This window comes from Mycobacterium celatum (genome assembly GCF_002101595.1).
Taxonomy (GTDB): Bacteria; Actinomycetota; Actinomycetes; order Mycobacteriales; family Mycobacteriaceae; genus Mycobacterium; species Mycobacterium celatum.
The window spans coordinates 14,748-40,304 of record NZ_LQOM01000031.1; the positions used below are offsets into that span (position 1 = coordinate 14,748).

The 25,557-nt window shown below is 64.2% G+C and carries 26 protein-coding genes; 16 read left to right on the forward strand and 10 right to left on the reverse strand.

What is annotated here, in order from left to right:
* Nucleotides 1-21: 21 nt before the first annotated feature.
* The 4 genes from AWB95_RS13440 to AWB95_RS13455 are packed head-to-tail and all read right to left on the reverse strand — an operon-like array spanning nt 22 to nt 3,168.
* Nucleotides 22-1,371 (reverse strand): cytochrome P450, encoded by a 1,350-nt coding sequence (locus AWB95_RS13440; RefSeq protein ID WP_062540336.1) that lies wholly within the window; start codon nt 1,369-1,371, stop codon nt 22-24.
* Complete coding sequence (locus tag AWB95_RS13445; RefSeq protein WP_062540335.1) at nt 1,368-1,577, reverse strand: ferredoxin; 210 nt, start codon at nt 1,575-1,577, stop codon at nt 1,368-1,370. Before AWB95_RS13445 ends, AWB95_RS13440 begins: the two co-directional genes overlap by 4 nt.
* 10 nt (nt 1,578-1,587) lie before the next feature.
* Nucleotides 1,588-2,448: a mycofactocin-coupled SDR family oxidoreductase gene (locus tag AWB95_RS13450; protein ID WP_062540334.1), complete on the reverse strand. Its 861-nt coding sequence runs from the start codon at nt 2,446-2,448 to the stop codon at nt 1,588-1,590.
* Nucleotides 2,449-2,466: 18 nt separating this feature from the next.
* Entirely contained in the window at nt 2,467-3,168 is a 702-nt protein-coding gene (locus tag AWB95_RS13455; RefSeq protein ID WP_062540333.1) for an SDR family NAD(P)-dependent oxidoreductase, read from the reverse strand.
* A gap of 257 nt (nt 3,169-3,425) precedes the next feature.
* On the opposite strand from AWB95_RS13455, the gene AWB95_RS13460 reads away from it, so the two are divergent.
* The 12 genes from AWB95_RS13460 to AWB95_RS13515 are packed head-to-tail and all read left to right on the forward strand — an operon-like array spanning nt 3,426 to nt 18,085.
* Entirely contained in the window at nt 3,426-4,934 is a 1,509-nt protein-coding gene (locus tag AWB95_RS13460) for an aldehyde dehydrogenase family protein (protein WP_062540332.1), read from the forward strand.
* Complete coding sequence (locus AWB95_RS13465; protein ID WP_062540331.1) at nt 4,931-6,136, forward strand: CaiB/BaiF CoA transferase family protein; 1,206 nt, start codon at nt 4,931-4,933, stop codon at nt 6,134-6,136. Before AWB95_RS13460 ends, AWB95_RS13465 begins: the two co-directional genes overlap by 4 nt.
* A 13-nt stretch (nt 6,137-6,149) precedes the next feature.
* The gene (locus tag AWB95_RS13470; RefSeq protein WP_062540330.1) at nt 6,150-7,325 is read left to right on the forward strand and encodes an OB-fold domain-containing protein; all 1,176 of its coding nucleotides are present in this window, start codon (nt 6,150-6,152) and stop codon (nt 7,323-7,325) included.
* Nucleotides 7,322-8,491, forward strand: a complete 1,170-nt coding sequence (locus tag AWB95_RS13475; RefSeq protein ID WP_062540329.1) for a thiolase C-terminal domain-containing protein — start codon at nt 7,322-7,324, stop codon at nt 8,489-8,491. The genes AWB95_RS13470 and AWB95_RS13475 overlap by 4 nt, the downstream gene beginning before the upstream one ends.
* A gap of 7 nt (nt 8,492-8,498) precedes the next feature.
* On the forward strand, nt 8,499-9,293 hold the full coding sequence (locus AWB95_RS13480) for an MlaE family ABC transporter permease (protein WP_193830648.1): 795 nt from the start codon (nt 8,499-8,501) through the stop codon (nt 9,291-9,293).
* A 13-nt stretch (nt 9,294-9,306) separates the two neighbouring features.
* Nucleotides 9,307-10,152 carry an MlaE family ABC transporter permease gene (locus tag AWB95_RS13485; protein ID WP_062540327.1) on the forward strand — a complete coding sequence of 282 codons (846 nt, stop codon included), beginning with the start codon at nt 9,307-9,309 and terminating at the stop codon, nt 10,150-10,152.
* 10 nt (nt 10,153-10,162) lie between these two features.
* On the forward strand, nt 10,163-11,440 hold the full coding sequence (locus tag AWB95_RS13490; RefSeq protein WP_062540326.1) for an MCE family protein: 1,278 nt from the start codon (nt 10,163-10,165) through the stop codon (nt 11,438-11,440).
* Nucleotides 11,437-12,471 carry an MCE family protein gene (locus AWB95_RS13495; RefSeq protein ID WP_062540325.1) on the forward strand — a complete coding sequence of 345 codons (1,035 nt, stop codon included), beginning with the start codon at nt 11,437-11,439 and terminating at the stop codon, nt 12,469-12,471. Before AWB95_RS13490 ends, AWB95_RS13495 begins: the two co-directional genes overlap by 4 nt.
* Complete coding sequence (locus tag AWB95_RS13500) at nt 12,464-13,585, forward strand: MCE family protein (RefSeq protein WP_062540324.1); 1,122 nt, start codon at nt 12,464-12,466, stop codon at nt 13,583-13,585. Before AWB95_RS13495 ends, AWB95_RS13500 begins: the two co-directional genes overlap by 8 nt.
* On the forward strand, nt 13,582-15,099 hold the full coding sequence (locus AWB95_RS13505) for an MCE family protein (RefSeq protein ID WP_085168316.1): 1,518 nt from the start codon (nt 13,582-13,584) through the stop codon (nt 15,097-15,099). The genes AWB95_RS13500 and AWB95_RS13505 overlap by 4 nt, the downstream gene beginning before the upstream one ends.
* Nucleotides 15,096-16,280 carry an MCE family protein gene (locus tag AWB95_RS13510; protein WP_085168317.1) on the forward strand — a complete coding sequence of 395 codons (1,185 nt, stop codon included), beginning with the start codon at nt 15,096-15,098 and terminating at the stop codon, nt 16,278-16,280. Before AWB95_RS13505 ends, AWB95_RS13510 begins: the two co-directional genes overlap by 4 nt.
* Nucleotides 16,280-18,085, forward strand: coding sequence for an MCE family protein (locus tag AWB95_RS13515; protein WP_085168318.1), 1,806 nt, complete (start codon nt 16,280-16,282; stop codon nt 18,083-18,085). The genes AWB95_RS13510 and AWB95_RS13515 overlap by 1 nt, the downstream gene beginning before the upstream one ends.
* A 36-nt stretch (nt 18,086-18,121) precedes the next feature.
* Here the strand turns inward: AWB95_RS13515 and AWB95_RS13520 are convergent, their stop codons facing one another.
* The 3 genes from AWB95_RS13520 to AWB95_RS13530 are packed head-to-tail and all read right to left on the reverse strand — an operon-like array spanning nt 18,122 to nt 20,048.
* A complete protein-coding gene (locus AWB95_RS13520) occupies nt 18,122-18,613 on the reverse strand; it encodes an Rv2253/PknI dimerization domain-containing protein (RefSeq protein WP_084706922.1) in 492 nt (163 codons plus the stop codon).
* A gap of 29 nt (nt 18,614-18,642) precedes the next feature.
* The gene (locus AWB95_RS13525; RefSeq protein ID WP_238600899.1) at nt 18,643-19,242 is read right to left on the reverse strand and encodes a twin-arginine translocation pathway signal; all 600 of its coding nucleotides are present in this window, start codon (nt 19,240-19,242) and stop codon (nt 18,643-18,645) included.
* A gap of 38 nt (nt 19,243-19,280) precedes the next feature.
* A complete protein-coding gene (locus AWB95_RS13530) occupies nt 19,281-20,048 on the reverse strand; it encodes a hypothetical protein (protein WP_084706921.1) in 768 nt (255 codons plus the stop codon).
* Between the two features lie 203 nt (nt 20,049-20,251).
* Here AWB95_RS13530 and AWB95_RS13535 point away from each other — a divergent pair, with 203 nt between their 5' ends.
* Nucleotides 20,252-20,656 (forward strand): hypothetical protein, encoded by a 405-nt coding sequence (locus tag AWB95_RS13535; RefSeq protein ID WP_062538581.1) that lies wholly within the window; start codon nt 20,252-20,254, stop codon nt 20,654-20,656.
* A 45-nt stretch (nt 20,657-20,701) separates the two neighbouring features.
* Here AWB95_RS13535 and AWB95_RS23010 read toward each other — a convergent pair whose 3' ends face one another.
* Nucleotides 20,702-21,058 (reverse strand): hypothetical protein, encoded by a 357-nt coding sequence (locus tag AWB95_RS23010; protein ID WP_139818498.1) that lies wholly within the window; start codon nt 21,056-21,058, stop codon nt 20,702-20,704.
* Nucleotides 21,059-21,260: 202 nt separating this feature from the next.
* On the opposite strand from AWB95_RS23010, the gene AWB95_RS13540 reads away from it, so the two are divergent.
* The 3 genes from AWB95_RS13540 to AWB95_RS13550 are packed head-to-tail and all read left to right on the forward strand — an operon-like array spanning nt 21,261 to nt 23,338.
* Nucleotides 21,261-22,691 (forward strand): adenylate/guanylate cyclase domain-containing protein, encoded by a 1,431-nt coding sequence (locus AWB95_RS13540; RefSeq protein ID WP_062538580.1) that lies wholly within the window; start codon nt 21,261-21,263, stop codon nt 22,689-22,691.
* Nucleotides 22,692-22,712: 21 nt separating this feature from the next.
* Nucleotides 22,713-22,937 (forward strand): type II toxin-antitoxin system CcdA family antitoxin, encoded by a 225-nt coding sequence (locus AWB95_RS13545; protein ID WP_062538579.1) that lies wholly within the window; start codon nt 22,713-22,715, stop codon nt 22,935-22,937.
* A complete protein-coding gene (locus AWB95_RS13550) occupies nt 22,934-23,338 on the forward strand; it encodes a type II toxin-antitoxin system VapC family toxin (RefSeq protein WP_232315491.1) in 405 nt (134 codons plus the stop codon). The genes AWB95_RS13545 and AWB95_RS13550 overlap by 4 nt, the downstream gene beginning before the upstream one ends.
* Here the strand turns inward: AWB95_RS13550 and AWB95_RS13555 are convergent.
* Together AWB95_RS13555 and AWB95_RS13560 are read right to left on the reverse strand one after the other, a co-directional pair.
* The gene (locus AWB95_RS13555; RefSeq protein WP_062538578.1) at nt 23,322-24,158 is read right to left on the reverse strand and encodes an SDR family NAD(P)-dependent oxidoreductase; all 837 of its coding nucleotides are present in this window, start codon (nt 24,156-24,158) and stop codon (nt 23,322-23,324) included. The two genes, AWB95_RS13550 and AWB95_RS13555, sit on opposite strands and share 17 nt — an antisense overlap.
* Nucleotides 24,155-25,432 carry a cytochrome P450 gene (locus tag AWB95_RS13560; protein WP_062538587.1) on the reverse strand — a complete coding sequence of 426 codons (1,278 nt, stop codon included), beginning with the start codon at nt 25,430-25,432 and terminating at the stop codon, nt 24,155-24,157. Before AWB95_RS13560 ends, AWB95_RS13555 begins: the two co-directional genes overlap by 4 nt.
* Nucleotides 25,433-25,557 lie beyond the last annotated feature (125 nt).

Below are 25,557 nucleotides of genomic sequence, written 5' to 3' on the forward strand. Positions count from 1 at the left end.
TCTGGTGGCCACGGAGACGGCTCAGTCGATGACGGCGGCTTCCTTGCGTTCGGTGATTGGCCGCGCGAGTTCTTGTTCGTCGCAGATCCGCTGCAGCCGCTCCAGCGTCTCGTCCAGGCTGGCGCCCAGCCGGCGGCCGGGAGTGAAGGTGGCCGGCAGCTTTCGCATGCCCTGGATGACGCCGATGGTTTCGTAGTGCACGGTGCCCTCGGGGTCGCACTGGTAGTCGGGCATCCGGTCGAGCACCGCGGTCAGCATCGACTTGAACACGGTGCGCGCCACGTTGGACCCGATGCAGCGGTGCACGCCGATGCCAAAGCTGAAGTGCCGGTTGCCCTTGCGGTCCATCACGATCTCGTTGGGTTCCGGGAACACCGATGGATCGCGGTTGGCCATCGCCCATGAGATCCACAGCCGCTCGCCCTCTTTGAACTGCGTTCCCTCGACTTCCACGTCGTCGGAGAAGGTGCGGCCGTCGCCCGGCGCCGGGGTGAAGTAGCGCAGGAACTCCTCGGTTGCGGGGTCGAGCAGGGTGTCGCGCTCGCGGCTGAGTCGTTCCCGCTCGTTGGGATGCTGCGACAGCCACTCCATCGCATGAGCCGTCAGCGCGGTGGTGGTGTCGAACCCGCCGCCGATCACCAGCCCGAGGTTGCCCAGGATCTCGATGTCGGGGGCCGGCTCACCGTCAATCTTCATCTGCAGCAACGCATTGACGATGCCGGGCCGAGGATTCTCCCGGATTTCCAGCATGTTGTTGAGCAGATCCAGCCCCATCTGGCGATGCATCGCGACCACCCGCTCCATGTCGGGTGAATGCTCGGGGGTGTACACCGACGCATGGACCGGCTCGCTGTAAATCGACCACTTCTTCAGCGGGATGCCCAGCATCGCCAAAGTCAGCACGGCCGGCACGACGTTGGCCAGGTCGTCGACGAAGTCGATGTGGCCGCCCTCGATCTTCTCGTCCAGGCACGCGCGGGTCACCTCGTCGATGAACGGCTGCCAGCGTTTGACCGCGGCGGGGGACAGGTACGGGTTGAGCACGTTGCGGTAGATGCGGTGCTCCGGCTCGTCCATCTCCAGGATGCCACCCCGAACGCCGCTGGCGCGTTTGGCCACCGGAATCGAAATGCCTTGGTAGCCACGTCGTTCACCGTTGACGTCGTGGTCGTTGGAGACGGCGGGGCAACGGGCGAGCTCGAACACCGCCTGACTGCCCGCGGCAACCCAATGCCCGCCGTACGTGTCGGTCCAGGCGACCGGACACTTGGCGTGCATCTCCTCGGTGATCTTCTCGAACTGCAGCCGGTATTCCGGAGTGTGCCGGTCGAAGTGATACCGGTTCTTCTTGCGGTTTTCGTCGACCCTCAAGAGGTTGTCTCCTCGTCGCGGACAAAGATGGCCTGCTCCGGACACGAGTGCGCGGCTTCGCGCACCTGCGATTCCTGATCCGGCGGAACGTCTTCGGTGACCGCCGAGGAATGCCCTTCGATGTCGTCGAGCACAAAGGAATCCGGGGCGATCATGGCGCACAGCGTGTGGCCCTGGCAGCGTTCCGGGTCGACCCGAACCTTCACCGTATTCCCCTTACTTGCTGTAGTCGTACCACTTCAGGTAGCCGCCGGCGTCGACGCGCAACTGCACACCGGTGACGTACCGCGCTTCGTCGGAGGCCAGCCACAACACCGCGTTGCTGATGTCTTCGGGTTCGACGAACGGAATCCGCATCGCCTGCTGGACACCGAAAACCGGCTCGGCGTCGGCGCGGGTCGGACTCTCCAGATCGGGCCGGAACGAGCGGTACATCGGCTCGCTCTGCAGCATCGGGGTGTTGGTGTTGGTCGGATGGATGACGTTGGCCCGAATACCAAGCGGCGCAAGCTCGGTCGCCAGGTCGTGCACGTAGGTGGCTATCGCGCGCTTGGAGTGCACGTAGGCCATGCCGCCGGGGTCGGCGCCCGGGTTGTCCTTTTTGGCGGTGTCCATCAGTGCCGCGGTGGATCCGGTGGCGATGATCGAGGCGCCCTCGCCCAGGTGCGGTAACGCCACCTGGATCGCGTTGATAGTGCCGACCAGGTTGGTGTTGATCACGTCGCACCAGGCCTGCAGCGGCGGTTGGCCCTTCATGCCCGCGACGCCGGCCTGCGCCACCACGATGTCGAGCTTGCCGAATTCGGCCAGGCCGCTTTCCAATGCGGTGCGCAGTTGCGCGGCCTCTCGCACGTCGGCCTGCGCGATTACGACGCGCTGGCCGGTCTTCTCGATCAGCCGGGCGGTCTCGTCGAGGTCTTCCGGGCAGGCCATCGGATAGCCGATGGTCTCGATGTCATGGCATACGTCGACCGCGATGATGTCGGCGCCCTCTTCGGCCAGCCGCACCGCGTGGCTGCGACCCTGACCGCGCGCCGCGCCCGTGACGAATGCGACTTTGCCCTCAACACGTCCCACAAATTTTCCTTTCGATACTTATGTGTTTCGACCGCCGTTGACGCCCAAGATCTGTCCGGTGATGTAGCCGGCCTCCTCGGAGATCAGGAAGGCGCAGGCGGCGGCGATGTCCTCCGGCTTGCCCATCCGGCGCACCGGCGTGGCGGCGATGTTCTTCTCGATGTCGCCCAGGAAGCCTTGTTCCTCGGCCTTGCGCAGCATCGGGGTGTCGATGAAGCCCGGTGGCACGGCGTTGACGGTGATGCCGTTGGGCCCGTACTCCAGCGCCAGCGACTTGGTGAGCCCGTTGACGGCAGACTTGGCCGCGACGTAGTGCGACATAAAGGGGACGCCGGAATGCGTGCTCGACGAGGAGATATTGACGATGCGGCCCCAGCCGGCCTCCAACATGTCCGGCAGCACCGCCTGGATCATGTGGAACACGCCGTTGAGGTTGACGTCGATGATGCGCTGCCAGTCCTCGAACTTGATGTGGGTGAACCGCTTGAACCCGTCGAGGCCCGCGGCGTTGACCAGGACGGTGACTGGGCCGAGTTGCTCGCGGATGGGCGACAGCGCGGCGTCGATCTGCGAGCGGTCGGTGACGTCCGCGGTGAACGCGTGCTCGGTCTCCGAGGGTTTCAAATCGATGGTGGCCACGCGGAGGCCGTCTTTGCGCAGCCGCTGCGCGATGGCCAGCCCGATGCCCGATCCCCCACCGGTGACGACGGCGGTCCTCATGTCCAGACCGTGCCAGAGGCCGTCTCGATCACAAAGAATCTCCCTTCCGAATATGAGAACCCTACTCTCACGCTGCGCGCTGTCGCAAGGCTCGACGGAAACCCTGTTTTGCCTGCGGAGACGTCGCGGAATCGGCGCAGGTGCCCGCTCGCCGAGTACGGCAGTCTCGTTTCTCCCGTTTTGTTGAATTCTCGAACGCTGAATGTATGATTCGCCGGGGATGAGAATGAAATTATCCATGTGTCGAGGAGGCGGGAATGCCAGCGCAGGACGCGGCAGCGACCATCGCGGGTGCTGACGCGGGGAGCGAGACTGCCGGCGACCGAAGGCTGCTGATCGACGGTCGGCTCGTCACAGCCGACCGCACCTTCCCTTCGGTCAATCCGGCGACGGGCGACGTCCTCGGGTACGCGCCGGACGCGGGGGCTGAGGAAGCTCAGGCAGCGATCGCTGCGGCGCGCCGTGCATTCGACACCACAGACTGGTCGACCGACGTCGAGTTACGGATCCGCTGTCTGGACCAGTTGCATCAGGCGTTGCTCGACAACGCCGAGGAATTGCGAGCGCTGACTATCGCCGAGGTCGGCGCCACCCGTGCCCTGACCCAAGGAGCGCAACTCGACGAGCCGATCGGGATCGTCCGCTATTACGCCGATCTGCTGCGCACCTACCCGATGACCGAAGAGATCGGCGAGGTCGAGTCGCGCGGCATGCGTCACCACCGGTGGATCGAAAAGGAAGCGGCCGGGGTGGTCGGGGCCATCATCGCCTACAACTATCCCAACCAGCTGGCGCTGGCCAAGCTGGCGCCCGCGCTGGCCGCCGGATGCACCGTGGTGCTCAAGGGCGCGCCGGACACGCCGCTGGTCACCCTGGCGCTCGGCGAGGTGATCGCCAACCACACCGACATCCCGCCCGGCGTAGTGAACGTGCTGACCTCCTCGGACCCTGCCGTCGGTGCCGCGCTGACCGCCAGCCCGGACGTCGACGTCATCACTTTCACCGGGTCGACCGCCACCGGCCGCAAGATCATGGCCGCGGCCAGCGAGACGGTCAAGCGGGTCTTCCTCGAGCTGGGCGGCAAGTCGGCGGCCATCATCCTCGACGACGCCGACTTCGCCACGGCCAGCATGTTCGCGGCATTTTCGATGGTCACCCACGCCGGGCAGGGCTGCGCCCTCACGTCCCGGCTGCTCGTTCCCAAGGCGCACCACGACGAGATCGTCGAGCTGATCGCGGCCAACTTCGCGAACGTCCGCCACGGCGATCCGGCCGACCCGAAAACCTATATGGGCCCGCTGATCAGCGAGCGCCAGCGTGACAAGGTCGACGGCATGGTGCAGCGGGCCATCGCGGCGGGCGCCACTTTGGTCACCGGCGGCAAGAAACTCGATCCGGGCTACTTCTATTCACCGACCTTGCTGACCAACGTCGACCCCGACAGCGAGATCGCCCAGGAGGAGATTTTCGGCCCGGTGCTGGTCGTGATCGGGTTCGACGACGACGACGACGCCGTGCGCATCGCCAACAACTCCATCTACGGGCTGTCCGGCGCGGTGTTCAGCGCCGACGCGGACCGGGCGCTGGCGGTGGCCCGCCGGATCCGGACCGGAACCTTTTCGATCAACGGCGGCAACTACTTCGGCGCCAACAGCCCGTTCGGCGGCTTCAAGCAGTCGGGCATCGGGCGGGAGATGGGCGTGGCCGGGCTGGAGGAGTTCCTGGAGCGCAAGACCTTTGCCGCACCCGTTAAGGCGGCGGGATGAAACCGTTAGAAGGTATCCGTGTTCTTGAGGTCGCCATGTACGGGTTCGTCCCGTCGGCGGGCGCCGTGCTGGCCGAATGGGGCGCCGACGTGATCAAGGTCGAGCATGCAGTCACAGGCGACCCCCAGCGCGGGCTGCGTCAGACCGGCATGTTGCGCGTCGAGGGCGACCCCAACCCCAACATCGAGCACGCCAACCGCGCCAAGCGCAGCATCGGCCTGGACATGTCGGTGCCCGAAGGCAAGGACGTGCTGCTTGAGCTGGCCCGGCGTTCGGATGTGTTCCTGACCAGTTTCCTGCCGGGACACCGCAAGAAGTTCGGCATCGACGTCGACGACATCCGCGCGGTGAACCCGAAGATCATCTATGCGCGTGGCAGTGCGCTGGGGCCGCGCGGCGCCGAAGCGGAAAAGGGCGGCTACGACATGACCGCCTTCTGGTGCCGCGCCGGAACCGCCGCGACCATCACCCCGCCCGCAATGGAAGGGATGATCGGGCCGCCCGGACCGGCCTACGGCGACACCATTTCCGGGACCAACCTCGCCGGCGGCATCGCCGCCGCACTGCTCAAGCGCGAACGCACCGGCGAGGCGTCGGTCGTCGACGTCTCGTTGTTGGGCAGCGGCCTGTGGTCACTGGGGCACACCGTCGCGTTGACCGTCCACCTCGGCCAGCGGATGGAGGCGTTTCCGCCCGGCGTGCACGGTTCGCCGATCAACCCGCTCGTCGGCCTGTACGCGACGTCGGACAACCGCTACATCTCCTTCGTGATGATGCAGGCGTCCAAATTCTGGGCCGACGTCTGCCGGCACATCGATGCGCCCGAGCTCGCCGACGACCCCCGGTTCGCCACGGACGAGAAGATCGCCGCCAACACCGCGGAGGCCGTGGAGATCCTGTCCAAGGTGATGGCCACCCGCACGCTCGCGGAATGGAGCGAACGCTTCGCGACGCTGTCCGGGCCGTGGGCGCCGGTGCAGGACACCCTGCAAGCGGCCGCCGACGCACAGATCCGGGCCAACGAATATATGGTGCAGGCCGGCGAACTCGAGTTGGTCGCCAACCCGGTGCAATTCGACGTCGCGGCACCCACAACAGGCCCGGCGCCCGGGTTCGCCGAACAGACCGACGACATCTTGATGGAACTCGGATACGACTGGGACCGCATTATCGAGCTCAAGACGGCCGGCGCCGTCACATAAATCGGGGGACTCGATGCCGCACGTCGCTGCGATTGGTACCTACCTGCCGGGCTGGGGAGCGCCCCACCGGCGGGTGGCCGGTGACGACGAGGACGCCATCACGCTGGCCGTCGAGGCGGGCCGCGCAGCGTTGAGCGGTGGCGGTGCGGTGGAACGGGTCGTCGTGGTCAGCCGATGTCTGCCGCTGACCGAAAGCAGTAACGCGGCGGTGCTGCTGGCCGGGCTGGGCCTGGATCCCGAACTGGAAGTCGACGAACGGCTCGGCGGGGCGCCGGCGACGCTGGACGCGTTGAGCTCCGCGCGGCCGCGCACGCTGATCATCGGGATGGATCTCGATCCGGCCGGCGCGGCGGCGGTGCTGACGGCCGAAGAGGGTTTGCACGTGCGAACCGCCGCCCGCATTGCCCGCAGCCTGCCAGTGCGGACCCGCAACGCTGTTGGGGTGGTGCACGATTACGGCGACCCGCGGTTGCTGCAGCAACGCGGGGTGGTGGCCTCGCTGGAGGCGGCCTGGGTCGACACTCCGCTGGCGGTCGCCGGTGTGGAGCACGAGCAGGCGCTCGAGCTGTCCGCCGGACAGCAGCCGCGGCTACCCACGGTCGGGGCAAGCTCGGGGCTGTTCGCGCTTGCCGACATGGCACAGTCGCAGATCACTGGGCGGCTGGTGGGCGTCGAGCAGGCCAGCCTGTCCGGGATCACCGTGGTCGGCGGGGCGGCCCGCATCTACCGCCATCAGCCGCCCGCCCGCGCGATGCCCGAGACGACCTTCATCGCCGGCACCGATCTGGCGATTTCGCTGGCCGCCTACGAGCGGGCATTCGAGGCCAAAGTGCGCTGGGAGGCAGGCAAATACGCCGACAGCGACGACTTGGACTTTCCGCCGCGTTACCGGGTCGGCGACGACGGCGCGCTGGCAACCGATTACGAACTGGTGCCGCTGCCGCGTACCGGCACGGTGTACACCGCCGTCTCGGTGCACATGCCGGTGCCCGGTCTGCGGACGCCGTATGCGCTGGTGATTGTCGAGCTCGACGAGTGCAGCGTGCGCGCGCTGGTAAAGGTGACCGGCGCCGAACCCGACACCGTTCGGATCGGCGACCGCGGCCGGTTGGTACTGCGCCGCATTGCGGTACGGTCGGGCGTTCCCGACTACGGTTATGCCTTCGAACCCGAGGAGGCGGCGGCGTGAGGCGAGTGGCCATCGTCGGCGCCGGCATGACGCCGTTCGCCGAGCACTTCGCGCTGGGCATCAAAGACCTGCTGCCGATGGCGTTCGCGGACTGCGCGGCCAGCGTCGACAAGGGTCTGGCCAAGCGCGATCTGCAGGCCGCCTGGTTCGGCGCAATGGGCACCACCGACGGATTCCCGTCCGGTATTCTTGCCGACACCCTCGGGCTGCCCGACCTTCCGGTCACCCGGGTGGAGAACTCCTGCGCCACCGGCAACGACGCCGTGCGCAACGCGCTCTTCGGGGTCGCATCTGGTGCGTTCGACGTCGTACTGGTCATGGGCGCCGATAAGCTCCGCGAGACCGCGTCGAAGGACCTGCTGTGGGAGTGGGAGGCGATGGCTCGCGACATGGCGTGGGACTATCCGCTGGGCTTGGTAGCGCCCGCCGGATTCGCTTTGCATGTCGCGCGTTACCTGCACGAGTCGGCCGCCACCAAAGAGCATATGGCGATGGTGGCTGTCAAGAACCACCGTCACGGGGTCAACAATCCCAAGGCGCGGTTGCGTTTTGAGATCACTATTGAGCAGGCGTTGAACGCGCCGACCGTGGTCAGCCCGTTCGGCCTCTACGATTGCGCGCCGCAGAGCGACGGCGCGGCCGCGCTGGTGCTCGCCGCCGAGGACGTGGTCGACCGCTTCACCGACCGGCCGGTGTGGATCCGGGGCGTCGGCCTGGGGTTGGATTCGGTAATGCATCAGCACAAGCCGGATATGACGACCTTCCCGGCCAGTGTTCGCGCCGCCAAACGCGCGTTCGCAATGGCGGGCTTGACGCCGTCGGATGTGCATGTCGCCGAAGTCCACGACTACTTCACCGGGATCGAGCTGATCAGCTACGAAGACCTGGGATTCGCCGAACGATTCGGCGCGCACAAACTCGTCGAGGAGGAAGTCACCAGCGTCGGCGGCGCGTTGCCGGTGAACCCGAGCGGCGGCCTGAAGTCGAAGGGTCACCCGCCCGGGGCCACCGGGGTGGCGCAGTGCGTTGAGCTGTTCGAGCAGCTGCGCGGCGAGGCGGTCAACCAGGTCGACGGCGCGCGGATTGGCTTGGCGCACAACATCGGTGGTCCGACAGCGGTTTCGGCCGTCACGATTCTGGAAGGACCGGGGACCGATGGGATTTAGAGAGACGATGGATCGGTGGTCGCCGGGTATCTCGGTGCCCCGCAACTTCTCTGGGCCGATGCAGGCCGTCGGCGGTTTGTTTGCGATGTCGGCGGACGCGGTGAAATTCGCGTTTCGCCGGCCGTTCTTCTGGAAGGAGTTCCTGGAGCAGTCGTGGTTTATCGCCCGGGTTTCATTGGCGCCAACGCTGTTGGTGGCCATTCCCTTTACCGTGCTGGTGAGCTTTACCCTCAACATCTTGTTGCGTGAACTCGGTGCCGCCGACCTGTCCGGCGCGGGTGCCGCATTCGGCGCCGTCACTCAGGTCGGCCCGATTGTGACGGTGCTGATCGTGGCCGGCGCCGGCGCCACTGCGATCTGTGCGGATTTGGGCTCGCGAACTATCCGCGAGGAGATCGACGCGATGGAGGTATTGGGCATCAACCCCGTGCAGCGGTTGGTGACCCCGCGCATGCTGGCCTCGGGGCTGGTGGCGCTGCTGCTGAACAGCCTGGTGGTCATAGTCGGCATCCTGGGGGGCTACACGTTCTCGGTGTTCGTCCAGGACGTCAATCCCGGGGCTTTCGCCGCGGGCATCACATTGCTCACCGGTGTTCCCGAGGTGATCATTTCCTGTGTCAAGGCAATGCTTTTCGGCCTGATCGCCGGATTGGTCGCCTGCTATCGCGGCCTGATCATCAGCGGTGGCGGCGCCAAGGCGGTTGGCAACGCGGTCAACGAAACCGTGGTCTATGCGTTCATGTCACTGTTCGTGGTCAACGTGGTGGTCACCGCGATCGGCATCAAGATGACGGCCAAGTGAGCGGGGGGATGGCATGACGTTGCGAGCCGCCTACCCGCGGCTGTTCCGCCAATTGGAACGGCCGGTTGGCACGTTGGGGCGCATCGGAGACCACACCCTGTTTTACGGCAAGGCGCTCGCCGGGGCGCCCTTCGCGGCTGTGCACTACCGGCGGGAGGTCATTCGTCTCATCGCCGAAATCAGCATGGGTGCCGGCACGTTGGCGATGATCGGCGGCACGGTGGTGATCGTCGGATTCTTGACGCTGGCCGCCGGCGGCACACTGGCGGTGCAGGGCTACAGCTCGCTGGGCAACATCGGGATCGAGGCGTTGACTGGGTTCTTGGCGGCGTTCATCAACGTCCGGATCTCTGCGCCGGTGGTTGCCGGTATCGGTTTGGCCGCCACGTTCGGCGCCGGCGTCACCGCGCAACTGGGCGCGATGCGGATCAGCGAGGAAATCGACGCACTGGAAGCCATGGCGATCCGCCCGGTTTCCTATTTGGTAAGCACCCGGATCTTGGCTGGGTTGATCGCGATCACCCCGTTGTATTCCATCGCGGTCATCTTGTCGTTTGTCGCAAGCCAATTCACCACGGTGTTCTTGTTCGGGCAGTCCGCTGGGCTCTACAATCACTACTTCAACACGTTCCTGAACCCGATCGACTTGCTGTGGTCATTCCTGCAGGCGGTGTTGATGGCATTGACGATCTTGTTGATCCATACGTACTTCGGCTATTTCGCCTCTGGCGGACCCTCGGGCGTCGGCGTGGCAGTGGGCAACGCGGTCCGCACGTCGCTGATCGTCGTTGTGTCGGTGACCCTGCTGGTCTCGCTGTCCATTTACGGCTCCAACGGCAACTTCAATCTATCTGGCTAGGGGAGGGGACGTGACGCGCAACCTCGGGCCCGGCCCGATTCACCGGTCTGAAACCGCGAGCGCCGCAACGCCCGTGGCTGCCTCGCCAGGGCGCCACTTCGGCGCGCAGTCATACGCGCGTCCGCTGGCGGGCCTGGCGACCATTGCGGTTGTCGTCGCGATCTTCGCTCTGGCCGTGGGTTTGTTCCAGGGCAGTTTCACCGAAACCGTTCCGGTGACGGTGATCTCGCAACGCGCCGGTCTGGTCATGAATCCCGATGCGAAAGTCAAGATGCGCGGTGTGCAGGTGGGCAAGGTCGACTGGATCGAATCGCTGCCCAACGGCCAGGCCGCTCTTCACCTGGCGTTGGATCCTGGCCAATTGCGTCTCATTCCTGCCAACGTCCTTGTCGACATCACATCCTCAACGGTGTTTGGCGCCAAGTTCGTCGACCTGGTTGCACCCGCCGAGCCATCGGCCCAGCGGCTACGCCCGGGGCAGACGCTGGAAGGCAAACACGTGATGGTCGAAGTCAACACGGTATTCGAGCAATTGACAGCGCTGCTGTCGAAGATCGAACCGGAAAAGCTCAACGAGACCCTGGGCGCGTTGGCTTCGGCGTTCAACGGGCGAGGCACGAAAATCGGCCAGACGCTGAGTGATTTGGACGCGTTTCTCGCCACGCTGGATTCGAGTCGCCCCGCATTAACCCATGACCTTGCGGTCGCACCAGAGGTACTCAACGCCTATGCTGATGCGGCGCCAAACCTGATCAAGACCGCGGACAGCGCCACCCGGATCAGCCGAACCATCGTCGACGAGCAAAACAATCTGGATTCACTACTGGTCAGCTCGATTGGGTTGGCCGACATCGGCAATCAGGTGTTGGGCGACAACCGCCAGCGGCTGACCGACGTCGTGCACCTGCTGTTGCCGACGACAGATGTCCTCAACCAGTATCACGAAGGACTGTGGTGCGGGATCAAGGGTCTCTCGTACTGGTGGAAGAATCCGCCGTTCAAAGATCCGGGCATCACGCTGTTGATCGGCTTCGAATTCGGTGCGGAGCGTTACCGGTATCCGGGCGACCTGCCACGGGTGGCGGCCAAGGGCGGCCCGCAATGCACTGATCTTCCGGAGATGCCCTTCGAGGGGAAGGCTCCATCAATCGTTGCCGACACCGGCTCCAACCCGTTCAAGTACGGAAACCAATTCCTGTTGTGGAACTCGGACCTCATCAAAGAGTGGCTGTTCGGGCCGCTTGACGGACCGCCTCGCAATACCGCACAGATCGGCCAGCCCGGATGAGCGCCTCAACGCGAGCAATGATCATCAAGTTCGGCATCTTCGCGATCATCATGGGGGTGCTGACCACCTTCCTGTTCTTCATCTTCGGCCAGTACCGAACTGGTTCGACGTCCGGGTATTCGGCCGTCTTCAATGACGTGTCACGCCTGAAGTCCGGAGACTCAGTGCGCGTCGCCGGTATCCGAGTCGGCACAGTCAATAGCGTCTCGCTACGGCCGGACAAAAAAGTCCTGGTGAAATTCGACGCCGACCGCACAGTGGTGCTCACTGACGGCACCAAGGCGGCGGTTCGGTATCTCAACCTGGTGGGCGATCGGTATCTGGAGCTACTCGATGGTCCGGGCTCGACGAAGCGATTGCCGGCAGGGACGCAGATTCCGGTCGACCGCACCGCGCCGGCGCTCGACCTCGATCTGCTGCTGGGCGGACTGAAGCCGGTGATCCGCGGTTTGAACGCGCAAGACGTGAATGCGCTCACGTCATCGCTCATTCAGGTCTTTCAAGGCCAGGGTGGGACCTTGGAGTCGCTATTGTCCAGAACGTCTTCTTTCACGAACGCGTTGGCGGACAACAGACAAGTGGTCCAGCAAGTGATCGACAATCTCAACATCACGCTAGCCACGATCGACAAGGAAGGCGGCAAGTTCTCCGGCACAATCGACCGTCTCCAACGGCTCGTCGGCGAACTTGCGGCAGACCGAGATCCGATCGGCACCGCAATTGACTCTCTGGACAAGGGAACAGCGTCCCTGGCGGACTTGCTGACCAACGCACGCCCGCCGTTACGCGACGACATAAATCAGTTGAACCGATTGGCGCCCTTGCTCGATGACCACAAGGACCAGATCGACGCCGGTTTGATCAAGGCGCCGCAAAACTACCGGAAACTGATCAGGGCCGGCTCATACATGAGCACCATCAACTGGTACCTCTGCGCGCTGAGCTGGCGGGTCACCGACATGCAGAACCGCACCGTGGTTGCGCCGTGGATCAAGCAAGAAGGCGGGAGGTGCGCAGAACCCGATGCTTAAATACCGCGGTTCCCACCTGATAAAGGCGGGTTTCATCGGGGTCGTCCTGGTGATACTCGTCATCGCCGTGGGCCTGCAGCCGGAGCGGCTGTTGTCGTTGGCGAGCGCCGTGCGCTACCAGGCATTGTTTTCCGAAGCGGGCGGTCTGGCCGTGGGCAACGGCGTGATGGTATCGGGTATCAAGGTCGGTTCGGTATCGGATGTGTCGCTGCACCACGGGGATGCCCTGGTGACCTTCAGCCTCAACGGAAATATTCTGCTGGGTTCGGAGACCACCGCGCACATCCGAACCGGCACACTCCTCGGCGAGCGGGTGCTGACGCTGGAGTCGGCCGGCAGCGGTCGCTTGCATCCCATGGACGTCATCCCGACGACGCGTACATCCTCGCCATATTCACTGACCGACGCGGTGAGCGAACTGACCACCAACGCAGCCGGGACCGACACCGCCATGCTCAACCAATCGTTGGACACCCTGTCGAAAACGATCGACCAGATCGCACCACAATTGGGACCGACGTTCGACGGGCTGACCCGGTTGTCACAGACCATCAACAGCCGCAACGAGAATCTCAGCGAACTGCTCAAGAGCGCCAGTGATGTCACCGGAATCCTCTCGGAGCGCAGCCAACAGGTCAACACGCTCATCCTCAACGCCAACGATCTGGTTGGCGTGCTGGTACGGCGACGTCAGGCGATCGTCGATTTGCTGGCGAACACTTCCGTTGTCGCCAAGCAACTGACCGGCCTGGTGCACGACAACGAAGCGAAGTTGGCGCCGACGTTGGACAGGCTGAATTCGGTACTAGGGGTCTTGGAGAAGAATCGGGACAACATCGCCAAAGCGCTGCCCGGGTTGGCGAAATACCAGATCACTCTTGGCGAGGCAGTGTCGAGCGGCTTCTACTATCAGGCGTTCGTCCCAAACATGTTGGTACTGCAGCTCCTTCAACCATTTATCGACTACCTGTGGGGCTTCCGCACCTTTGACACGGCACCCGGTCGAGGCCCTGGTTACCCGTCACCCATGCCACGGGCGCTGCTTCCCTGGCCGTACGCCGGTATTCCGCCGTGCGACGGCTGCACACTGGGCGGAAGGATCGGAGGAGGATGATTCCGCGCAACAGGCTGGCAGCCGGGTTGGCGATTGCGCTGGCAGCGCTGATCGTTATCGGCGCGGGTTTGGTGGTCCGCCACACGTTCTTCCGGCCAAAGACGATTACCGCCTTTTTCACCACCGCTACTGCGATCTACCCGGGCGATGAGGTGCGGGTCTCGGGTGTCAAGGTGGGCAATATCGCCTCCATCCAGCCGGTGGGCACTCAAGCCAAAATGACGCTCCACGTGGACCGTGATGTGCCCATTCCAGCCGATGCCAAGGCGGTGATTGTGGCCCAGAATCTGGTCGCAGCGCGGTATGTCGAGCTTGCACCGGCTTACCGGACGAATGGCCCGACGATGCCCGACGGAGCGGTGATACCAGCAGATCGGACAGCTGTACCGGTCGAGTGGGATGAGGTGAAAACCCAACTGACACTGCTGGCAACAGATTTGGGGCCCAACAGTAAGGTCTCCACGCCGTCGGTGGCTCGGTTTATCGACAGCGCCGCCAACTCACTGGAGGGCAACGGAGACAAGCTGCGGCAGACACTCGCGCAACTGTCCGGTGTCGGACGAATCCTTGCCAACGGGAGCGGCAACATCGTCGACATCATCAAGAACTTGCAAACATTCGTCACGGCGCTGCGCGACAGCAATACCCAGATCGTTCAGTTCCAAGACCGGTTCGCCACGTTGACCAGCGTGCTCAACGAAAGCCGGTCCGATCTGGATGCGGCCCTGAAAGATCTGTCGGTGGCGGTGGGCGAGGTGCAGCGCTTCGTCGCAGGGACCCGCGACAAAACGAGCGAGCAGATCGCGCGGTTGGTCGACGTCACCCAAAACCTTGTCGAGCACCGAACGGATGTCGAAAACATCCTGCACGTCGCGCCGAACGCGTTCGCCAACTTCTACAACATTTACAGCCCCGCTACCGGACTGAACTATGGCGTTTTCGTGGTCAACCAGTTCTCGAACACGACGTTCTCGATTTGCACGTCTCTGGAGGCCATCGAAAACATCACGGCGTCGGAATCCGGGAAGCTATGTTCCGAATATCTGGGCCCAGGCCTACGGCTGCTGAACTTCATCAACTATCTTCCCATTCCGACTAACCCGTGGATCGCGAAAGCGGCGGACCCGGAAGACGTCATCTACACCGACCCGGCCCTGATACCGTGTCATCCCCACATGGAGGCCTGCGAGGGCGGCCTGAACGGCACGACCCCCACGCCACCCGAAATTCCGCCCACCGGCTCGGCATACACCGGGCTGCCCGGTGACAACATTCCGAATTGGGGTCCGGGTGCCTTCTGGGCGCCGCCGCCACCCCCGCCTCCGCGCGCCGTTTCGCTGCCGCCCGAGCCGCCTGCTGGGGGGCCGGCTCCGGTGGTCGGCGGGCCGGCTTCCCCTGCCGCTCCCGCGGCCCAGCCGGTCGCGCCCGGGCCGCCGCCTCCTGCGGAGCCGCCTGCGGCTGCACCTCCGACCGTGCCCGACATGCTGCTCCCCGCGGAAAGGCCAGGGTCATGACGGTCTTCGGTACTGCGCGCCGACTGCTGGTTATCGGATCGTGTGTGGTGCTGACCGCGACAGGGTGCGCATTCCAGGGCCTGAACTCGCTGCCGCTTCCGGGCGCCGTGGGACGAGGACCCGCGGCCCAACTGTTCCATGTCGAGATCCCCAATGTTGGCACCATGGAATCGAATTCGCCCGTCATGATCGACGATGTCGTGGTCGGCAGCGTGGCCAAAATGACAGTGCAGGGTTGGCACGCCGACGTCGAGGTCGGGGTGAGGCCCGATGTCGTCGTCCCCGCCAACGCGGTGGCCAAAGTCGGGCAGACCAGCCTGCTGGGGTCGATGCATTTGGAACTCAATCCCCCGCTCGGCCAGCCACCGACCGGAAGACTCAAACCGGGCGCCACGATCCCGCTGAGCAAGTCGTCGTCGTATCCGTCGACCGAGCAGACCCTGGCGTCTTTGTCGGTGATCGTCAACTCGGGAGGGTTGGGACAGATTGGCGACGTCATTCACAACTTCAGTGGCGCGCTGTCGGGGCGTGAAGGCGAGGTCCGGGATCTGCTGACCCGGCTGGACGATTTCGTCGGAACGTTCGACGACCAGCGCGACAACGTCGTCGCGTCAATTCAGGCCTTGAACCGTGTCGCCGGTACCTTCGCCGGTCAACGTGACGTCATCGCCCGTGCGCTACGAGAGATTTCGCCCTCGCTCGATGTTCTGCTGAAGGAACGGCCACAGATAACCACCGCACTTGAAAAGCTCGGGGTTTTCAGCGACACCGCGACAAGGCTCGTCAACGACACACAAACCGACTTGGTGAAGAACCTGCAAAACCTTGCGCCGACATTTTGTTCGCTCGCCGAGGTTGGTCCCGACCTTGCGAAGAACATTGCCTTCGCAGGATCGGCCTTCCCGTACGGCCAAAATCTCATCGACCGGGGTGTGCGGGGCGACTACTTCAATGTCTTCGTCATCATCGACATGACTCGTTCCCGGCTGAAGCAACAGACATTCATAGGGACACATTGGCAACAGAAGGATCTCTCCTGGGTGCCAGCGCCCGGAGATCCGGGATACGACGCGTTCTACACGAAGTTTCCCAATGGTGACGGTGTCACCGGATTACCGCGTACGCCACCGCCGCCGGACCCCTGCGGCCCGAATCCCCCCGCCATGACTGGGGGCCGCTGATGTTGACGCGGTTTGTTCGGGTTCAGCTGACCATCTTTGTGGTCGTCTCGATCATCGGCGTGGTCTTGATGATCTTCTCCTACATGCAAGTACCTACCCTGTTGGGTATCGGCCGGATCACGGTCACGTTGGAGTTGCCCGCCGCGGGGGGACTGTACCGTTTCTCCAACGTGACCTACCGCGGTGTCCAGGTAGGTAAGGTTACAGCGGTCGGGCTGACACCCAACGGCGCGAAAGCGACGCTGTCACTTGGCACTTCGCCCAAGATTCCGGCCGACCTGAGCGCGGAGGTACGCAGCATCTCCGCTGTGGGGGAGCAGTACGTCGATTTGCGGCCGCATACCGACTCGCCACCCTATCTGCGTGACGGTTCTGTGATACCCGCTGGGAAGACGGCGATCCCGCAACCGGTTGGACCGATGCTGGACCAGACCACCAAGCTGATCGACAGCATTCCCAAGGATCGACTCAGCACCTTGCTCGATGAATCGTTCAAGGGATTCAACGGATCCGCCTACGACCTGGGCTCGCTGTTCGACTCGTCGGCCAGGGTGGCGGCCGACGCCAACGCTGTGTCCGACCGCACCCGGACACTAACGGAAGACACTGTGCCGCTGCTGGACTCGCAAGCCCAGACCGCCGACTCGATCAGGCAGTGGGCACGTAGTCTCGCCGGAGTAAGCGAGCAGGTAGCGACCGACGATGCCCAGGTCCGGACGTTGTTGCAGAACGGGCCTGGGACGGCCGACGAGGCCGCCCGCCTGCTCGAGCAGGTCAAGCCCACGTTGCCGGTGTTGCTCGCGAATTTGACCACGATCGGCCAAATCGGCGTGACCTATCATCCCTCACTAGAGCAATTACTGGTGCTGCTGCCGCCGGCTATCGCAGGGCTTCAGGCGGCTCAGCCGATCAACAACTACACCGGCCTACCGGTAGGTGGTTTCCACGTGTCGGTCGCTGATCCGCCGGCGTGCACGGTCGGCTTCTTGCCGCCCTCCCAGTGGCGATCACCAGCCGACACCACCACGGTCGATACCCCGGACGGGTTGTACTGCAAACTGCCGCAGGATTCGCCGCTGGCGGTTCGCGGCGCACGCAACTATCCGTGCATGGGGCATCCCGGAAAGCGCGCACCGACCGTCGAAATCTGCAACAGCGACAAGCCATACGAACCGCTGGCCATGCGACAGCACATGGCCGGGCCCTACCCGCTGGATCCGAATCTGGTGTCGCAGGGCATACCACCGGATGATCGGATTAACTTCCACGATTTTGAATACGGTCCACCGGAGGGAACGCCGCTACCGCCGCCCACGGCGCTACCGCCACCACCGGCGCTCCCCGCGCGCCCGCCGCTGGGACCGTTACCGCCCGGCAACGCGGCCGGTGCCCCGCCGCCGGGACCGGCGACGTACGCCGCAGGTCCGCCCTGGCTGGCGCCACCCGCTAACCCCGCGAGTCCATCGGGGCCGCAAGGTAATCCTGCGAGCCCGCCGCCGGGACCGCAGGTTAATCCCGAGAGTCCATCCCCACTGGGGCCACTCGCGCCGTTGGATACTGCTGATTCTGCTGCGCCAGTGCCGGCGCGCCCTGCGCCGGCACCCGGTGGAATGCCGTCAGCCGCCCCGAGTTCGTTCGGCGCCAAAGGATCTGGGAACGGCCCGTCGGTAGCCATCGCTTCGTACAATCCGCGCACCGGGTCGTACGTTGGAACCGACGGGCACCTTTACCGGCAGTCAGACCTGGTGACCCCGTCGGACCACAAAGCCAAGACGTGGAAAGACCTGCTACTCACCCAAACGTAGGCGTCGCCATTCACACCTGTGCCGGTTGATAGTGGCTCAGCCGATCTTGACCAATTTGAACGGCATGTCGATGACGAGCCATCTGTTGGCGCCGCACGCGCCGCTGGGACCGACGGTGTGGTCATCGCCGGCCAGCTTCTCGTCCGCGGAGAACCTGAAAACCTGGTGCCCCGTCGCGGCCGGCATGTCGTCTCCGCATTGCTCCCAGTTTGGGACATCGTGGACAACGCGCCACATATTCCCGCCGACCAGCTGCAGCGGCGCGGTCCATCCTTGGTCGCTGGTGACTTGGCCCGTGCACTCCATGGGATTGGTGCAACTGGAGGTGATGGTCCAAATGGACGTGACGGTCGCTTCATTGTGAAACTGGTCGTTCGTCGTTGCCCATTGACCGTCGGACGTAGCCTGATATCTTCCGTTGAGGGCGAGGGCATCCGTATCCGTTGTTGCCCAAGCCGAGGCGTCGAACCCCAGGATCATTGTGCCTGCTGTCAGTGTTGCGCTTGCCATCGCGTGAACTAACCGCATTGGTCGCTCCTCACATCATGTGCCGCGCTCTATTCGGGCTCGAATTTCGATATCAGCCAGGACCCGTTGACCTTTGTCAACGTCACCCGCACGCTGTTCGTGGCCAAGACCGGCTCCGGTTTTTCCTTGCTGGTGCTGGTCTGGTGGACGAACAGCAGCACCACGGCCGAATCCGGGTGCATTTCCACCACAGCGGCGCGCAGGACGGTAGCGGACGCCTTCACGCCCTGTTGCCGGACGGCCGGGCTCACGAAATATCGGCCAAAATCGTTGAAGTACTTCAAAAAGTTTCCGGTCAGATGTGACTTCGCGACCGCCAAATCGTTGTCGACCGTCTCCGGCGCGTATGACAGGACCGCAACCGTACCGTCGGACGCGGCCTTGATCGCTGCTTGTGCCGTGGACTGGTCAGTCTGGTGAATGGGGCGGTACTGAAAGAAGTACAACCCGCCGGCAAGTCCTACCGCTGCAACGACTCCCACCGTCAGCACGATGACACGCCAACGCGCAAGCAATCGGCGTATCCCGCGCCAACTGAAATCGATTAGTTGTCGCAGGCGCCTCAGCCGTCTCCGTGGCGGGTGCTCGTCCGGGGGCTTCACGGCCGTCTCGTTTTCGCCGGTATCCACGTTGTCAGCGTCTTCGACTTGGGGGTCTTGATCGACTGTCATTGCACGAACTCGATATTCGCCATCTTGGGTTTTCCGCCGTCCCTGCGAAGGCCCAGCGCGATCTGCCAGGAACGCGGTTGTGGCGGACCGTCGGGTGCCTTGGCCTCCGTCGTGGCTGCGACAAGGACGATCGCCGAATTATCGGTCATCGATTCGACGGCCACATCGTGCACGGTGACCGTGGTAGTCACCTTGGATTGCTCCAAGCCCTTGGTCAGCTTGTCAGCGATCACGGGGAAACTGTTCTTGAAGTTCCCTGTCGAGTTGTCAGCGATGCGCTGCATGTTCTCTTGGGCTTTACTGAAATCCAGGGACATCAAGGCGTCGATGCCCTGGCGGGCTGCCGCCGCGTACTCTGCGGCGCGTTGTCTTTGCTGCGAAGCAATATGGTCCTGCCGGACCATATAACCGCTCGCTGCGAGTGAGGCACAGATAAACACGATCCCCGCGCCGACGGCGATGGCTTTCCTACCTGGGCGACGCAGGCGCCGAGAGCGAGGAGCGCCTTCCGCGGACTGGTCGAGGGCCGCACCATCATCGGCCGAATCTGCCGTGCCCGCACCTTCGGAATGATCAGATAGCGTTGCGCCGGCTTCCCGGCGCAGCCGTATCGCGCGCGCGCGGGCCGCCGCAGCTCGTGCTTCCGCCTCAGCGGCTGCGGCCTCTGCCTCGGCCGCCTCTGCCAAATCAAGGAGGCTGGCTTCTGGCGCCTCGTCACCCTGGTTGGCATCGAGCGCCGAGGCGGGCCGCTCGGGGGAAGTCATCCAGAACTCCTTGTTTAGATGGATCGTGCACTGCGAGCCAGCGAAAATGATATTCCGGAACCGGCGGCCAGCGGCCCTGGTTGGGTACGCCGCTCGATCCTCGACGGTATCGGCCGGAACGGCACACGACGGAGGCTAGCATGGCGTGGAATAATCCTCTCGAAAACCGAGAATTCGGCTTTCACCCGTGCGAGACTAGCAGGATGCGATCGATCGTGGCGGCTGTGGCTGCGCTGGTGGTCGCTGGTGGACTGGCAGCAGTGCCGGCGGCGGCCGAGCCCACCACCAGTTGCGACGACCCCAGCTGTGTTCCGGGCATCCAGCCGGGTGTGGTCCTCGGTGCACTCTGTGAGAACACGACCTACTATGTGTTCGGCGTGACGGCCTTCGCCCCGGGCGGCTCGGACGGGCCAAACAGGATCGTGTTCTGCGGTTCGCCGAGGAGGTACGCGCCGCGATGGTTCCGGTCACCAAGTTTGGTCGGGATCAAAGAATTAGGTGCGGACTGCACGCCCTATCTGAACATGGTCGCGCAGGCGCCGGACGGACTATTCCTGACTTGTATGGCGCAGAACGGTCGAACGGTCTGGGTGCGCGGCGACACATAGTAGTTGCCCGCGCTTCACGAAACTGTCCGCCGTTCGTGCGCCGGGTCAGACCGCGCCGTCGCAGCCTCCCGGCGGCGCCATCGACGAGCTCACCAGTTCGTCACCTGTTACGCAGTGGAGTCCGTAGAAAGATACCTGCTCCGGGTTGAAGATCATGGAAGTCGGTACGGGAAACTGGACGTAGCGCCAGTGCGAACCGTCTGCGTATGGAACGCCATCGCAGTAGTAGGCAGCCGCGCTATAGGGCGCGGCGATGGGTTTCGTTCCGTTGCCCCCAGGACAATAGCCGATTTTCACGTCAGGCATGTGAGGGTCGGAATTGGTATCGGCCACAGCGGGTACGGCGACGGCGGGCACAGCTGATAGCGCTACCGCGACCGCAGCGATTAATCGTCGCTTCATCGTTGGCGCCTTTCCTCGTCTCTCTGTTTTTACACCGCATCGTGTGATCCCACCTGAGGTTTGGTCGGCTGCGGTTCAGAACCGACCCTCCGGAGATCGCCGTGCATGACGACGCGCGTCCCGCTACCGTCATCCTGTGAGCAGGCTGGCTGAAGCGCCACACGGCACCGTCGTTAGGCCGTCGATTCGGTACGCGGCCGGCTTGGCGTTCGCGCATCTGCTCAGCGTCGCCGAGGTCCTCGTCATCGTCGTCGTGCTCAGCGGCCACGGCCCCGGGGCCCGGGCCCATTCGAGCGGGAAATATGTGCTCACCTCGCTAGCAGTCGTGTTCCTCGGAACCGTTGTGGTGTTCGTCGCCGGTGTCATGGTGGTCGCTCCGTCACTGCGCTGGTTTCTCGCCGGGAATGAACCCGATACAAAACAGCGTGCTGCCGCAATGAAACTCATGCGCAATCAGTCGATCGTGCTGGCGACGACATGGGTTGCCAGCGGCGGGCTCTTCGTCCTGCTCGACCTCGATGGCGGCCTCACCGTTGCAGTGGCGACCGGGTTGGCCGTCGTCTTCGGCGGAGCCGCCGCGACAGGTACCGCCGTTCTGCTCACTCAACGAACGCTGCGCCCGATCATCGCCGCGGCGACACCGGGTTTCGAGGGTTTTGTGGTGGCCCCCGGTGTGCTGGCCCGGCTGATCGGCATGTGGCTGCTGTCCAGCGCGCTTCCCAGCGCAGCCATTGCCGCCCTGGTCTTTCTTCACTCGAACGGGTGGATCCTTCCGAAGTCCGCTTCGGTGGAGCTCGCCGTGCTGGTGCTGTCGCTTGTCGCGGTGATGCTGGGCCTGCGGGGGATGATCCTGGTGTCGCGGTCGATCTCGGATCCGGTACGCGACGTGATCGACGCGATGGGAGAAATCGAGCACGGCCGGATCGCCACATTCGTCGACGTTTATGAGCGTTCCGAAATCGGTCGTCTGCAAACCGGATTCAACCGCATGGTCGCCGGCCTAGCGGAACGTGACCGGCTCCGTGACCTGTTCGGCCGTCACGTCGGGGTAGACGTCGCGCGTCGCGCCCTGCAGCAGGGGGCATCGATGTCCGGAGACGTCGGGGAAGCGGCCATCCTGTTCGTCGACCTGGTGGGCTCGACGCAGTTGGCGGCCAGCCGCCCGCCGCGCGAGGTCGCCGAGGTGCTCAACGACTTCTTCCGGATCGTGGTCGTCGCCGTCGACGAAAACCAGGGCCTGATCAACAAGTTCCAGGGCGACGCCGCGCTGGCGGTGTTCGGGGCACCGCTGCGCACCAGCGGAGCCGCCTCCGCAGCATTGGCGACCGCGCGAGCGTTGGCGATCCGACTGAGGCAGCTGCCCGTGGTCGACTTCGGTATCGGCGTATCGGCCGGTCCGGTGTTCGCCGGGAACATCGGCGCCGAAAACCGCTACGAATACACCGTGATTGGTGATGCCGTCAACGAGGCCGCCCGGCTGGCCGATCTCGCCAAAACCTCGGAACGACGGGTGCTGTGCTCGGATGCGGCCATCGAGCGTGCCGATGCCGCCGAGCGCCAGCACTGGGAATCACGCGGTTCCACAGTGTTGCGGGGCCGCTCGGAAGCGACGCACATCTCGTCGCCCACCTGAGTATGTGTGTATAGTGTGTGTATGACGCGGATCAACGTGTATGTGCCCGACGAGCTGGCGGACCGAGTGCGCTCGGCCGACGTGAACGTGTCTGCGGTGGTACAAGCCGCGCTCGCCGACGAGCTTGACCGCAGAGCGACAAACACATGGCTCGAAGCCCTTCCGCCGTTACACGGGCGGAGATCACACGAGGAGGCCATCAAAGCGCTGGACGAAGTGCGCGACGAATTCGGCCGGTCATCGTGAGCACAGCTGAGCATGTCGTGATCGACGCCTCCGCCGTCGTCGAACTGCTCGGAGATTTCACCTATGGCCAGGCTGTGCAGGAACGTCTACGCGATACCAGGATCCATGCGCCGGCGCACCTCGACGCAGAAGTCTTATCGGCTTTGGGGCGGCTCAACCGCTCAGGGACCATCGATGCCACCGAGGTTGAGGCCGGACTCACCCGACTTACGCAGTTCCCCGTGCAACGACACGGACTCGATACCCTCGTCCTCGGTGCATGGGCACGACGTGCCGACATCCGGCTTCTCGATGCGCTTTACGTCGAGTTGGCCACTCAGCTTCGCGTTTCTCTGCTCACCGTTGATCGGAAGCTTGCGCGTGTATGTGGTATCGCCGAAGACCTCAGCGCCAGCGGCTGACGACGGCGAGGCTGCGCTCCCACAACTCGCGGGCAAGGTCCGGGTCGTCGGCGCGGCGATTCGCTTTGGCGATCCGCTGGCGCACGTAGTATTCGCCGGATTTCCAGTCGCTTCCGGGCTTGCCCGACGCGAGCCACACCAGCGGGTCGGCCCCCTCGTCTGCGCTGGCCGTCAGATGCCGCACCGGTGTTCGTCGCATGATGGCAATGAACCGCGACCCAGAGGCGGGACCGAAGTTCGTGTCGACGTAGCCGGGGTCGAACGCCGCCACCGAAAGCCCCGCGTCATGGTAGCGTCGGTGTAATTCCTTGGCAAACAAGACGATTCCGAGCTTGGTGAGTGCGTAGGCCTTGCTGGGCCGCACCCGATGGGTGTTCTCCAGGTCCTCGGCGCTGACCTTGCGGAGCAGTTTGTGCGAAGCACTGGACGTGTTGAGGACACACGCCCGCGAATCGACCAGCACGTCCAACAGCAGCGTGGTGAGCAGAAACGGCGCCAAATAGTTGACCTGGTAGGCCAGCTCATACCCGTCGCCGGTCATCTGCAGAGTGCTGGTCATGGCTCCGGCGTTGTTGGCCAGCACGTCAATTCGGGGATAGTGCGAGCGCAACTGCTGCGCCAACGACCGCACCTGCGACAGATCGGTGAAGTCGGCCACGAAACAGTCGACGTCCAATTCCGTTGCCACCGCGCGGGTTTTGCTTTCCGAGCGTCCGACCACGACGACTTGGGCCCCGTTGCGGGACAACCGGCGGGCAGCCGCCGCGCCAATCCCGTCGCTGGCGCCGGTGATGACAATCGTCTTATCTGCGGCGCTCACCCCGCCATGGTAAATGTGAGGTGCAGTTCGGAAAGTCCGCGCAGGATGTAGGTCGGCTCGTAGGTGTAGCGCCGCTCGCCGGCCGGTCCGTGTTTGGCCTCATTGATGCGAATGTCCGACATGCGGTCGAGAATGCGCTCGATCGAGACGCGACCCTCCACCCGGGCCAGCGGTGCGCCGGGACAGGAGTGCACCCCGCGGGCAAATGCCATGTGCTCGCGGACATTCTTGCGGTCGAGCTGAAACTCGTGCGGGTTGTCGAACCGGCGCGGATCACGGTTGACCGCACCCGGCAGCACCATCACGACGGTGCCGACGGGAATGTCGACCCCGCCGATGGTGGCCGGTTTGCGGGCCAGCCGCGAGTCGCTCTTGACCGGGCTCTCCATCCGCAACGATTCTTCGATGAACGCCGGAATCAGGCTGCGGTCGCTCCGCAGCCTCTGCTGGATGTCGGGCCGGTCGCCGAGCACCTGCAGGGCCGCGGAGAGCAGTTTGGCGGTGGTTTCCTGACCGGCGGCGAACAGGAAGGTCGCCGACCGGACCACCTCGATGACTTCGGGTGTGGAGCCGTCGGGATACTTCGCGGTCGCCAACGCGGTCAGCACGTCGTCGCGGGGTTGGCTGCGCCGGTCCTCGATGTAGGCGCAGAACTTGTCGTCGAGCCACTCCAGTGGGTTGACCCCTACCGACCCGTGGTCGAGCGAGCCCACCCGCGTTTCCGGACGATCGGCTCCCAGCACGGTGCGGAACTGCTTGTGGTCTTCCTCCGGTACACCGAGCAGATCGGCAATCACCAAGGTGGCGAACGGTTTCGAATACTCGGCGATGAATTCACACTCGCCGTTGTCGAGGAACTCCTCGAGCTGGCGGTCGGCGAGGCTCCACATGAAGTCCTCGTTCTCCTTGAGCCGGCTCGGGGTCAGCAGCCGGCTCAGCAGCGAGCGCGCGCGGGTGTGGTCGGGCGGGTCCATCGTGACCATGTGCTCGAACATCGGGAACTGCTCGCGGTGCGCGTCGATCTGGGCGGACAGGTCGTCACCCTCGGGCTCAAACGGCAACGGCGGGAACGGCCCGCCGAGCGCGACGCAGTTGGAGAACGTGTCGGGGTCCTTGTAGACCGCGTTTGCCTCTTCCCAGCCGGTGACCGCGACGACGTTGTAGTGCGGCAGCCGCAGCACGGGGTTTTGGCTGCGCAGGTAGTCGAAGTAGGCATACGGGTCGGGGACCAGGGAGGCGTCGGTGAAAAAGTCGACCGATTCGAAAGTGGTCATGTACTGCGTGCCTCCCGAAGCTGAGATTGGATTGACGGCGACGTGAGCTGGCGTCACCGGGAAATCGACCAAAGTGCTGAGCACTTGCTTAGCATGAGGCTAATGTCGGGGTCAAGGTCGAGAGC